10 protein-coding genes and 1 riboswitch are annotated in these 11,050 nt (G+C 70.9%); of the genes, 3 read left to right on the top strand and 7 right to left on the bottom strand.

The window, feature by feature from the left end; genetic code table 11:
- Positions 1–4: 4 nt before the first annotated feature.
- Entirely contained in the window at positions 5–766 is a 762-nt protein-coding gene (locus ABZS69_RS37785; protein WP_355380572.1) for a hypothetical protein, read from the bottom strand.
- Positions 767–1,099: 333 nt separating this feature from the next.
- Here ABZS69_RS37785 and serA point away from each other — a divergent pair, with 333 nt between their 5' ends.
- On the top strand, positions 1,100–2,689 hold the full coding sequence (gene serA, locus ABZS69_RS37780) for a phosphoglycerate dehydrogenase (RefSeq protein WP_355380570.1): 1,590 nt from the start codon (positions 1,100–1,102) through the stop codon (positions 2,687–2,689).
- Positions 2,690–3,108: 419 nt separating this feature from the next.
- Here serA and ABZS69_RS37775 read toward each other — a convergent pair whose 3' ends face one another.
- From ABZS69_RS37775 to ABZS69_RS37755, 5 genes are read right to left on the bottom strand one after another with little or no spacing between them, the layout of a single operon-like run.
- The gene (locus tag ABZS69_RS37775; RefSeq protein ID WP_355380568.1) at positions 3,109–3,924 is read right to left on the bottom strand and encodes a class I SAM-dependent methyltransferase; all 816 of its coding nucleotides are present in this window, start codon (positions 3,922–3,924) and stop codon (positions 3,109–3,111) included.
- A 4-nt stretch (positions 3,925–3,928) separates the two neighbouring features.
- Positions 3,929–4,780, bottom strand: coding sequence for an ROK family protein (locus ABZS69_RS37770; protein ID WP_355380566.1), 852 nt, complete (start codon positions 4,778–4,780; stop codon positions 3,929–3,931).
- Complete coding sequence (locus tag ABZS69_RS37765; protein ID WP_355380564.1) at positions 4,777–5,961, bottom strand: sugar ABC transporter permease; 1,185 nt, start codon at positions 5,959–5,961, stop codon at positions 4,777–4,779. The genes ABZS69_RS37770 and ABZS69_RS37765 overlap by 4 nt, the downstream gene beginning before the upstream one ends.
- A complete protein-coding gene (locus tag ABZS69_RS37760; RefSeq protein ID WP_355380562.1) occupies positions 5,958–6,677 on the bottom strand; it encodes an ATP-binding cassette domain-containing protein in 720 nt (239 codons plus the stop codon). Before ABZS69_RS37760 ends, ABZS69_RS37765 begins: the two co-directional genes overlap by 4 nt.
- Entirely contained in the window at positions 6,678–7,775 is a 1,098-nt protein-coding gene (locus ABZS69_RS37755; protein ID WP_355380560.1) for a sugar ABC transporter substrate-binding protein, read from the bottom strand.
- Positions 7,776–7,876: 101 nt separating this feature from the next.
- Between ABZS69_RS37755 and ABZS69_RS37750 the strand changes: the two genes are divergently transcribed.
- Positions 7,877–9,043, top strand: coding sequence for an ROK family transcriptional regulator (locus ABZS69_RS37750; protein WP_355380558.1), 1,167 nt, complete (start codon positions 7,877–7,879; stop codon positions 9,041–9,043).
- A gap of 31 nt (positions 9,044–9,074) precedes the next feature.
- Here the strand turns inward: ABZS69_RS37750 and ABZS69_RS37745 are convergent, their stop codons facing one another.
- Complete coding sequence (locus tag ABZS69_RS37745) at positions 9,075–9,476, bottom strand: C40 family peptidase (RefSeq protein WP_355380556.1); 402 nt, start codon at positions 9,474–9,476, stop codon at positions 9,075–9,077.
- A gap of 177 nt (positions 9,477–9,653) precedes the next feature.
- A riboswitch (cyclic di-AMP (ydaO/yuaA leader) is annotated at positions 9,654–9,797 on the bottom strand.
- Positions 9,798–9,897: 100 nt separating this feature from the next.
- Between ABZS69_RS37745 and ABZS69_RS37740 the strand changes: the two genes are divergently transcribed.
- Positions 9,898–10,944, top strand: a complete 1,047-nt coding sequence (locus ABZS69_RS37740; RefSeq protein ID WP_355380554.1) for a 3-isopropylmalate dehydrogenase — start codon at positions 9,898–9,900, stop codon at positions 10,942–10,944.
- The last annotated feature ends 106 nt before the right edge of the window (positions 10,945–11,050 follow it).

The following is an 11,050-nucleotide window of genomic DNA, read 5'->3' as shown; positions in this document are numbered from 1 at the left end:
CGCGTCAGTCGATGACGTTCGCGCACACCACGTGCGCGCCGATCTCGATCATCCTGCGCTCGCTGCGCGAGTCCGCCACCCTGGCCATGAGGATCGGCGCCCCGGAGGCCGCGAACTGCGGCAGCCGGGCGCGTACCAGGCGGTGCAGGTCGCGTACGACGTCCTCGGCGGCCGACATGTGCACCTTCACGTGCAGCATGATCCCCGGAGCCCCGGACGCCGTGCGCGCCTCGGAGATCCAGACGTGATGCACGAGCGGGAAGTCCATGAGCAGCATCCCGATGGCCTGCCGCAGCGCGGGCAGGATCGGATGCGTGCACCGCCGGTAACCGGGGTCCACCTGCTGCATGGGCCCCGACAGGTGCGGCCGGGGCGCGGGCACCCACGGCAGCGTGGGCGCGTGCGGACTCGGAGGTGCCACCTGGGCCAGCGCGGCACCGCGTGACACGGTCGCCATCGCCCCCGTCGCGTACGCGGCCGGCACCGTCCCCGAGAGGACGGGCGTGGGCCCCGTGCGCGTGGAGGACATGAAGCGCTGGAGGTCGTCGATGGGCACAGCCGCGGCGGCTGGTCCGGCCGCGTCGATCACGATCTCCCGCACGCCGGTGACGCGCTGGATGTCCAGGATGGTGTCGGCGTCGCACGCCGACAGGGAATGACTGCCGCGGTGCCTGGCATAGGTGGCAGCGCCGGTGTAACCGAGCAACACCCGGTCTCCGGCCTGGGTCGTCCCGAGGACGACCGAGCGGTCTGGACGGACTGCCACCAGGACTCCACCGTCGGCGAGAGCGCCCAGCAGGCGATGCGGATTGCCATGCTGAGCGAGCACGTCGGCAAGCGCAGGATTCCCGATGCTCATAAGACGAACCCTAGGTACTCGGCCACGGCTTATCAGGCTAATGGCGAATAAATCTCCCGATCAAGACAAAGATGTACGCGAAGTGGATGAGTTTCTTCCCCTGGGGGTAGGGCGGAGCTGTCTCACATCGTGGGTGCCTCGTGAACGCGTTCACAAGCCCCGGATAGACTCAGTGGGACCGTCGGGGGATCCGTGGACGTGTCCCCCGAGTGCCCGCCGTGCTGCTAAGGATCCACACCAGTGAACAAGCCCGTCGTTCTGGTCGCAGAGGAGCTGTCCGAGGCTGGCCTCGCCGTACTCGGCGCTGATTTCGAGGTCCGCCACACCGACGGCGCCGACCGTTCCCAGCTGCTGCCCGCCCTCGCCGGGGTGGACGCCCTGATCGTCCGCTCCGCCACGCAGGTCGACGCCGAGGCCATCGCCGCTGCGCCGAAGCTGCGCGTGGTCGCCCGGGCCGGGGTCGGCCTCGACAACGTCGACGTCGAAGCCGCCACCAAGGCGGGCGTCATGGTCGTCAACGCGCCGACGTCCAACATCACCAGCGCCGCCGAGCAGACGGTCGCCCTGATCCTGGCCAGCGCCCGCAACACGGCCCAGGCCCACTCCGCGCTGAAGAACGGTGAGTGGAAGCGCTCCAAGTACACCGGCGTCGAGCTCGACGAGAAGGTCGTCGGCATCGTCGGCTTCGGCAAGATCGGTCAGCTCGTGGCCCAGCGGCTGCAGCCGTTCGGCGTCGAGATCATCGCCTTCGACCCGTACCTGCCTCCGGCCCGCGCCGCCCAGCTCGGCGCCCAGCTGGTCAGCTTCGAGGACCTGCTCAAGCGGTCCGACTTCATCACGCTGCACCCGCCGAAGACCAAGGAGACCGTCGGTCTCATCGGTGAGCGGGAGCTGCACCAGGTCAAGCCGTCCGTGCGCATCATCAACGTCGCCCGCGGCGGCATCATCGACGAGGGCGCGCTGTACGCCGCGATCAAGGAGGGCCGCGTCGCCGGCGCCGGCCTTGACGTGTTCTCCAAGGAGCCCTGCACCGACAGCCCGCTGTTCGAGCTCGACCAGGTCGTCATCACGCCGCACCTGGGCGCCTCCACGCACGAGGCCCAGGAGAAGGCCGGCACCCAGGTCGCGCGGAGCGTGAAGCTGGCGCTCGCGGGCGAGTTCGTGCCGGACGCGGTCAACGTCCAGGGCGGCGTGGTGGCCGAGGACGTCAAGCCGGGCCTGCCGCTGGCCGAGAAGCTCGGCCGCGTGTTCACCGCGCTGGCCGGCGAGGTGGCCACCAAGCTCGACGTCGAGGTGCGCGGCGAGATCGCCTCCGAGGACGTGCGGGTGATCGAGCTGGCCGCCCTCAAGGGCGTGTTCACCGACGTGATCGAGGAGCAGGTCACCTACGTCAACGCGCCGCTGCTGGCCAAGGACCGCGGTCTCAACGTGGAGCTGGTGACCAGCTCGGAGAGCCCCGACTGGCGCAACGTGGTGACCGTGCGCGGCGTGCTCGCCGACGGCCGCCAGGTCTCGGTGTCCGGCACGCTCTCCGGCCCGCGGCAGATCACGAAGATCGTCGAGGTCAACGGCTACGAGATGGAGATCGAGCCGACGGCCCACCTGGCGTTCTTCACCTACACCGACCGTCCCGGCATCGTCGGCGTGGTCGGCCGCCTCCTCGGCGAGCACAGCGTCAACATCGCCTCGATGCAGGTGGCCCGTTCCACCAAGGGCGGCAACGCGCTCATCGCGCTGACCGTCGACTCGGCGATCCCGGCCGACGTGATCGACCAGATCGGGAACGAGATCGGCGCCGAGAGCGGCCGCTCCGTGGACCTGGAGGGCTGAGCCTCCTGCCCCGTCTGAAGGCCGCCACCCGGATTCGGGTGGCGGCCTTTCTCGTCTTAGCATGCGAGATAGTAGGACATCCAATGAGATTGCTGGGGTACTGTTGCTGGTAATGCGCCAGGTGCTCGTACTTATTACCTGCCGCGGCGGGGCCTGTTAGGGCAGGTCGACGACTCGCCGCGGTGCGTCGTGGTGTGTCGGCCAATAAGTCCCGTTCGTCCGGTCCGTGACCCGGACCCCACGAGAGACAGGCCCGGTCGGGTTCGCGACCGGGATCCGGCCCCCTCTGGAACGCGCTCGCGAAAAGAGATGAGTCACATGTACGAGATGTATGCCTGGAACCGTGCCGAGGAGCATGAGGACGAGGCCGCGCAGGCCCTGCAGACCGCCCTGGACCGCAGGGACAACGGCGGCGCCCCTCAGAACCCGAGCCGGTAGAACACCGCCGCCCGCTTCACCCCCGGCAGCAGCCCGGCGACCCGGGCCGCGACGCGGTACGGCGCCGGCAGGCGGTCGAACCCCTCGATGTCGAAGGCGCTCACCGCGCTCAGGCAGCGCAGATCCGGATGGATCGCCAGTAGCTCGCGGGTGCCGTCGATGCCCCAGACCAGCCTGGCGTCGGCCTTGCGTACCGGCCCGTTGAACTTCTGCGTCCTGAGCCCGAGCGGGCTCACCGCGTCGAAGACGAACTGGCCGCCGGGGAAGCGCTCGACGATCGCCCTGATGAGGGCCCGGCCCTCGCCGGGGTCGAGATAGTAGAGCAGGCCCTCGGCCACGACCAGCACAGGGGCGTGGCCCGGGACCTGCTCCAGCCACCCCAGGTCGGTGACCGACGAGCCGATCAGGCGATATCCGGGCCGCTCGGGGAACAGTCGTCGCCGCAGCTCGATGACGTCGGGGTAGTCCACGTCGTACCAGCGGACGGTGGGCGGCGGGTCCAGCCGGTGGACGCGGGTGTCGAGGCCGCAGCCCAGGTGGAGCACGGTGGCCTCGGGATGGGTGGCCAGGTATTCGGCCGCCCAGCGGTCGATGAAACGCGCCCTGAGCGCGACGGAGGTCGCGAGGACGGCGTTCATCCCGGTCCGGGTGAAGTCGTGGTCGATGCGCCCGACCGTCTCGGCGGCCAGGTCGTCGCCGAGGATCGGCCGCGGGGACCGCGCGTCCAGCGCCCGCCCGTACAGGGTGGCGAGCAGTGTGGCCTTCTCCCCGGTGAGGTGCACCTTCTCCGGTGCCATACCTCTACGCTACCGCCGCGCGGGCCAGCGCCAGCGCGCCCAGCAGCGGCGCGTCGTCGGTGAAGTGGGCCGGGCGCACCTCCGGCGGGAACGGCACCGCCCGGCCTATCTCGGCCGCCAGCCTCGGCAGGATCAGGTCCGCCGCGCCCATCATGCCGCCGCCGACCACCAGGCGCTCGGGATCGAGCATCACGCACAGGTTCGCCACGCTCATGGCCAGCGTCCGCAGCGCCTCGTCCACCAGCTCCCGCGCCTGACCCTCGCCCAGGAGCTCGGCCGCCGTGACGGGGCGGCCCAGGACGGCGGCGCCGCGGGCGGCCAGCGCGCCGCCCGAGACGCGCTCCTCCAGGGGCACCCGGCCGTCGGCGAAGGCGGGTTCGCCCGGCGTCACCTGCAGGTAGCCGATCTCGCCGGCCGCGCCGTGGGCGCCCGGCACCACCCGGCCGTCCACGATAAGGGCCGCCGCCAGGCCGGTGCCCAGGTTCAGGTAGAGGCCCGTGGTGACCCCGCGCAGGGCGCCCCAGCGCAGCTCGGCCGCCGCCGCCGCGTTCACGTCGTTGTCGATGGTCACCGGGGTGGCGCCGTACGCCTCCTCCAGCAGCCGCGGCAGTTCGAGGCCCTCCCAGCCGGGGACGTTCGGGGCGAGCCGGACCACGCCGTCGCGGACCACCCCGCACGTCGAGAAGCCCACCGCGGCGGGCGCGCCGTCCAGGGCCCGGGCCGCGGCCAGCGCCCGCGCCAGCGTTTCGGGGCCGGTGTCCAGGCGGACGTGGGCGGACAGCGAGGGTCCGTCGGCCGTGGACACCCCGATGGCCACCTTCGTCCCGCCCACGTCGATGCCCAGGACCCGGGTCATCGGGCCGCGCCCCTGCGGGCGAGCGAGTCGATGGCCACGGCCAGCGCCAGCACCGCGGCGGTCACCATGAACCGCACGGAGGAGTCCACGCTGAGCAGGTACATGCCGTTGGAGATGGCCTGGATGACCAGGACGCCGAGCAGCGCGTCGTAGGCCCGGCCGCGCCCGCCGAACAGCGAGGTGCCGCCGATGACCGCGGTGGCGATCGCCATGAGGAGGATGTCGCTGCCGCCCGAGCCCTGGTTGACGGCGGACAGGCGGCTGGCGGCCAGGATGCCCCCGGCCGTCGCCAGCGTGGAGGCCAGCATGAACGCGAGGATCCTGATCCTGGTGACGTTGATGCCGGCACGCCTGGCGGCCTCGGCGTTGCCGCCGACGGCGTACAGGTGCCGGCCGAACGTGGTGTGCCTCAGCATGAGGTCGAGCAGCACCACCAGCGCCCCGAAGATGATCAGCAGGAGCGGCACGCCGCGGTCCGCCGACATGACGAGCACCGCCGCGGCGAGCAGCACCGCGAGCCCGCCCGCCTTCGCCAGCGACCACCACAGCGGCCCCACCGGCAGCCCGGCGGCCAGCCGCAGCCTCCTGACCGCGAGCGACGCGCCCGCCGACACGGCCACCAGGCCCGCCGCGACCGTCCACGCCAGCCAGCCCGGCAGCCAGGTGTCGCTCAGCTTCGAGATGAACCCGGTGAACGGCAGGTTGATCGTCCCGCCCTGGCGCAGCAGGTAGAGCAGCAGGCCGAGCCAGCCCATCAGCCCGGCCAGCGTCACGACGAACGACGGCATCCGCAGCTTGGTCAGCATCACGCCGTGCAGGAACCCGATCGCCGCCCCGACGGCGAGCGCCAGGAGGATGGCGAGCAGCGGGTTCCAGCCCTGCTTGACGTGGACGATCGTCATGATCGTGGCGCACAGGCCGCTGACCGAGCCCGCCGACAGGTCGATCTCGCCGAGCAGCAGCACCATGATGATGCCGAGCGCGATCGTGCCGGTGGCGGCCATCTGGAGCACGAGGTTGGTGAGGTTCTCGGGGGACAGGAAGCGGTCGTTGAGCGTGCTGAACACGATCGCGATCGCGATCAGCCCGCCGACGACCGGCCACGCGCCGACGTCCCCCTGCCGCAGCCGCTCGACCGCGACCTTCGGCGTGTACGGCCTGCGTACCAGCGTGTCGGTCATGCCCCTGCCCCCGTGATCGCGGCCACGATCTCCTCCTGGGAGGCGTCGGCCGTACGGAACTCACCGGCGTTGCGGCCCAGCCGCAGCACCACCACGCGGTCGCTCACCGCGCGCACGTCGGCGAGGTTGTGCGAGATGACCAGCACCGCGAGCCCGCGCTCGCGCAGCCGCCCGATCAGCGCCAGCACCTGCGCCGTCTGCTCGACCCCCAGGGCCGCCGTGGGCTCGTCGAGGATGACCAGCCGGGGCTCGCCGATGAGCGCTCTCGCGATGGCCACCGACTGCCGCTGGCCGCCCGACAGCATGGCGACCGGCACCCTGATGTCCCTGATGCGCACGTCGAGCTGGCCGAGGAGGTCGCGGGTCGCGCGTTCCATGGCGATGTGGCGCAGCAGCGAGCCGCGGCGGCGCTCGGTGCCCAGGAAGAGGTTGGCCACGACGTCGAGGTTCTCGCAGAGCGCGAGGTCCTGGTAGACGGTCGAGACGCCGAGGGCCTGCGCGTCGTGCGGGTTGGCGATCCTGACCGGCGAGCCGTCCACGGTGATCGTGCCGGTGTCCGGCGTCACGACCCCCGAGATGGCCTTGACCAGCGTGGACTTGCCGGCGCCGTTGTCGCCCATGAGGGCCACGACCTCGCTGGCGCGCAGGTCCAGGCCGGCCCCGTCGAGGGCCTGGACCGCGCCGTACCGTTTGGAGATCCCTGTCGCCGAGAGCATCTACTGGATGCCCTGCTTCTCGCAGGCGGCCTTGACCTCGCCCGTGCAGAGCTGGGCGGCGGTGTAGAAGCCGTCCTTCACGATCGTGTCCTTGACCTTGTCCGCCGTGACGGGGATGGGATCGAGGAGGAACGCCGGGATGTCGGCCGCGCCGTTGTTGACCTTGACGGGGGCGACGGGCTGCTCGCCCTTGGCGACGGCGACGGCGAGTTCGGCGGACTTCTCCGCCTCCGCCCTGATGTCCAGATATATGGTCATGTACTGCTCGCCGGTGAGGATGCGCTGCACGGCGGCCAGCTCGGCGTCCTGGCCGGTGATCGGCGGGAGCTGCTTGTAGCCCGCGCGCTTCATGGCCGCGATCGCGCCGCCCGCCATGCCGTCGTTCGCGGACAGCACGCCCGTGACGGTGTCCTTGCCCAGCGCGGTGATGGCCTGCTCCATCTCCTGCTGCGCCTTGTCGGGGCTCCAGTCCGGCGTGTCGAACTCCCTGCCGACCTTCACCTTCCCGTCCAGCACGCTCTTGGCGCCCTTCTTGTAGTCGGCGGAGCTGGGGTCGGTGGGGGAGCCGTGGATCATCACGATCTGGCCCTTGGCCGCCGTGCCCCTGGCGGTCATGGCGTCGAGCAGCGCCTGGCCCTGCATCTCGCCCACCCGTACGTTGTTGAACGAGACGTAGTACGCGTAGTCGATGCCCGAGATCAGCCGGTCGTAGGCGATGACCGGGACCTTCTTCTGCTTGGCCTGGTTCACCAGCGGGGCCACGGCGTTGGCGTCCACGGCGTCGAGCACCAGCACGTCGGCCTGCTGGGTGAGCGCGGCCTCGACCTGTTGCTGCTGCTTGGGGGCGTCCTGCTCGGCGTTGCTGTAGAGGATCTTGCAGTCGGGGCAGAGCGACTTGACCTTCGCCTCGAACAGCGGGCGGTCGAACGCCTCGTACCGGGTGGTCTTGGACTCGGGCAGGAACAGCGCGATCGTCTTGCCGCCCTGGCCCTGGCCCTGCGTGGTCGTGGTGGTGGCGCCGGTGCTGCCGCCGGTGTTCCCACAGGCGGCGGTCAGGAGGACCGCCGCGACAGGGATTGATCGCCATGCTCGGTGCATCGCACTTCGTCCTTCCGGATGTGCCGCCCCTGTGCTTGGTAAGAAAGGTAATTTACTATCAGGCGAGTTGGCTAGGGTTTGCTTCTTCAAGGGAGGGTGAGATGCGGGGCGACCTGGGTAATCCGCGGCTGCTGCGAGTGCTGAACGAGCGCCGCCTGCTCGACCATCTTCAGGAGCACGGCCCCGCCTCGCGCGCCGACCTCGCCAAGATCACCGGCCTGTCGAAGCCCACGGTGTCCGCGGCCCTGGCCGGGCTGGAGGAGGACGGGCTGGTTCACCTCGTCGGCGAGGTCTCCGGCCGCCCAGGGCCGGTCACGTCCCTGTACGACGTCAACGCCGCCGCCACCCACGTCGCCGGCGTCGACATCGGGCGCGACTGGATCCGGGTCGCCGTCGCCGACCTGCGCGGGACCTTCGCCGGCCGTACGGACCTGCGCAACACCGCCCGCACCTCCGCCGAGCTGGCCGTCCTGGTCGGGGAGCTGTGCCGGGCCGCCGCCCGCGAGGCCGAGGCCGACTGGCCCGCCATCGCCTGCGCCGTCGTCGGGTCGCCCGGCGTGTACGACCCGGCGCTCGGCCGCCTGGAGTTCGCCCCCAACCTGCCCGGCCCCGACCTGGCCGAGCGCCTGCGCGCCGCGCTGGAGGTCGACCTCGTCATCGAGAACGACATCAACCTGGCCGCCGTCGGCGAGCACGTGCACGGGGAGGGGCGCGGCAAGTCGAACTTCGCGCTGGTGTCCATCGGGACCGGCGTCGGGATGGGCATCGTGATCAACGGCGAGCTGTACGTGGGCGCCAGGGGAGCGGCGGGGGAGGTCTCGTACGTGCCCGCGGCCGAGGACCCGGCGCCACCGGCCGACGACGCCCTGGCCCACGGCGCCACGGAGGCGGTGGCCGCCGCGCCCGGCGTGGTCCGCGCCGCCCGTGCCGCCGGCCTGACCCTGGGCACGGCCAAGGAGGTCTTCGCCGCGGCGGCCTCCGGCGACCGCGTGGCCCGCTCGGTGGTGGAGGCCGAGGGGCGTCGCATCGGCGGCCTGCTGGTGGCGGTCGCGGCCGTGCTGGATCCGGAGGTGATCGTGCTCAGCGGCGGCGTGGGCCGCAACCTCGACCTCCTGGGGGCGGCCATCGAGAGCCGCATCGCCGAGCTCGGCCCGCTGCGGCCGTCGGTGGTGGCCAGCACGCTGGGCGACAGCGGCGTCCTGCTGGGCGCGGTGGCCCACGCCAGGACCCGCGCCTGGGACCTCATCTTCGACGCCCGCCTCCCCTGACCGCCCGTGGGGAGGCGGACGCCGGCGCCCGCTACAGGGTGGCCGTGAGCGTGGTGGGCGTGTCTTCGCGCTGCTTCTGGAGCTTGGACCAGAGCCGTACGCCCTTGGGGTCGGGGCGGACGCCGCCCACGAAGGAGTCCCGGCGCCATTGACTCAGGCGTTCTTCCTTGACCACGTCACCCGTGTGCGGCGAGTGGACCATGTAGCCGGGCCGGGAGATCATCCCGACGTGCCCGAGGTCGTGGAAGAAGACGAGATCGCCGGGTTTGAGGTGCTTCCAGGAGATCTTCCGGCCGAACGCGGAGTACTGTTCGGCCGCGGTGCGGGGCAGTTCGATCCCGGCGTGCTCGTACGCCCTGAGCATGAGCCCGGAGCAGTCGTATCCGCTCGGGCTGGCGCCGCCCCACACGTACGGTGTGCCGCGCTTGCTCATGGCGAACTTGAGGGCGATCTTCCAGGCGGGCTTCGGCGCCTGCTTCTCCTGGATCTTCTTGATCTCGGCGCCGGTCAGAGTGGTGGGGTTCTCGGGGGCGGCTGTGGCGTGGGCTGGGGTGGCCAGAATGAGCCCGGCGGTGCCCGCCGCCAGGACGATGGCGATTCGAGACAGGGGACTGTCCTTCCATGCGGCCGGCCGGGTTAGCTGACGGGCTCGGGCCTGGAAGTAGCCCTACGGCATGGGGATGCCGACTCGCCCCAGGGGGAAGTGGGTCCCCGACTCCACGCAACGGTTGCGCGGATTAGGCTGGTCGGTGACTTTAACGAAACGGTCAAAAAACCGCAATACGGACAAAGTGGGCGTCCGAAAAATGAGATGAAGTGTTCGTCAGGCGAGACGACGCGGTAAGGTACCGCCCATGGAGTCGCGTAACATCCGTCTGGCCGTCATCCCCGGCGATGGGATCGGCACCGAGGTCGTGGCCGAAGGGCTCAAGGTCCTGGAGGCAGTTGGCACGAAGTTCGAGCCCACCCACTACGACCTGGGCGCCGCACGCTATCACCGTACCGGTGAGACGCTGCCCGACAGCGTGCTCGAAGAGCTGCGCGGCTACGACGCGATCCTGCTCGGCGCCGTGGGCGACCCCAGTGTGCCGCCGGGCATCCTGGAGCGCGACCTGCTGCTCCGGATCCGCTTCGAGTTCGACCACTACGTCAACCTGCGCCCGGTCAAGCTGTTCCCCGGCGTGGCCACCCCGCTGGCCGACACGACGGCCGACGACATCGACATGATCGTCGTCCGCGAGGGCACCGAGGGCCTCTACGCGGGCACCGGCGGCGCCATGCGGCGCGGCACGCCGCATGAGATCGCCACCCAGGAGTCGCTCAACACCGCCTACGGCGTCGAGCGCGTGGTGCGGTACGCGTTCGAGAAGGCCGCCGCGCGGCCGCGCAAGAAGCTGACGCTCGTCCACAAGACCAACGTCCTCACCTACGCCGGTGACCTGTGGCAGCGCACGGTCAACCGCCTCGCGGCGGAATACCCCGACGTCACGACCGACTACTGCCACATCGACGCGGCCTCGATGTTCTTCGTGTCCCAGCCGGAGCGGTTCGACGTGGTCGTCACCGACAACCTGTTCGGCGACATCATCACCGACCTGGGCGCCGCCATCGCCGGCGGCATCGGCCTGGCCGCCAGCGGCAACATCAACCCCGAGCGGTCCGCGCCGAGCATGTTCGAGCCGGTGCACGGCAGCGCGCCCGACATCGCCGGCCAGGGCAAGGCCGACCCGACCGCGACCATCCTGTCCGTCGCCATGCTCCTCGACCACCTCGGCCTGCACGCCGAGGCGGCCAAGGTCGAGCAGGCGGTCGCCGAGGACATCCTCGAGCGGCTGGCCGGCTGGGCGGGTCGCACCACTCACGAGATCGGTGACGACATCACCGCGCGAGTATCCGGCTAGGACCGCCTAGCCTCCTGCGCGCCTGGTGGTCCGAAGAGGGCCGCCAGGCGCTTTTTTGCGCCCAAAAGGGCCGACCGCCCCATTGGCCGCTTGCCATCCCATATGG

This window comes from Nonomuraea sp. NPDC005650 (genome assembly GCF_040605375.1).
Classification (GTDB): domain Bacteria; phylum Actinomycetota; class Actinomycetes; order Streptosporangiales; family Streptosporangiaceae; genus Nonomuraea.
Note: the sequence above shows the minus strand (reverse complement) of the source record. Positions and strands in the feature narration are given on the sequence as shown.

What these genes read in the sequence shown, in the direction of transcription:
- ABZS69_RS37740 (WP_355380554.1), top strand. Translation starts at nt 9,898, where the DNA reads ATGGAGTCGCGTAACATCCGTCTGGCCGTCATCCCCGGCGATGGGATC.
- ABZS69_RS37745 (WP_355380556.1), bottom strand. Translation starts at nt 9,476, where the DNA reads ATGAGCAAGCGCGGCACACCGTACGTGTGGGGCGGCGCCAGCCCGAGC.
- ABZS69_RS37755 (WP_355380560.1), bottom strand. Translation starts at nt 7,775, where the DNA reads ATGCACCGAGCATGGCGATCAATCCCTGTCGCGGCGGTCCTCCTGACC.
- ABZS69_RS37760 (WP_355380562.1), bottom strand. Translation starts at nt 6,677, where the DNA reads ATGCTCTCGGCGACAGGGATCTCCAAACGGTACGGCGCGGTCCAGGCC.
- ABZS69_RS37765 (WP_355380564.1), bottom strand. Translation starts at nt 5,961, where the DNA reads ATGACCGACACGCTGGTACGCAGGCCGTACACGCCGAAGGTCGCGGTC.
- ABZS69_RS37770 (WP_355380566.1), bottom strand. Translation starts at nt 4,780, where the DNA reads ATGACCCGGGTCCTGGGCATCGACGTGGGCGGGACGAAGGTGGCCATC.
- ABZS69_RS37775 (WP_355380568.1), bottom strand. Translation starts at nt 3,924, where the DNA reads ATGGCACCGGAGAAGGTGCACCTCACCGGGGAGAAGGCCACACTGCTC.
- ABZS69_RS37750 (WP_355380558.1), top strand. Translation starts at nt 7,877, where the DNA reads ATGCGGGGCGACCTGGGTAATCCGCGGCTGCTGCGAGTGCTGAACGAG.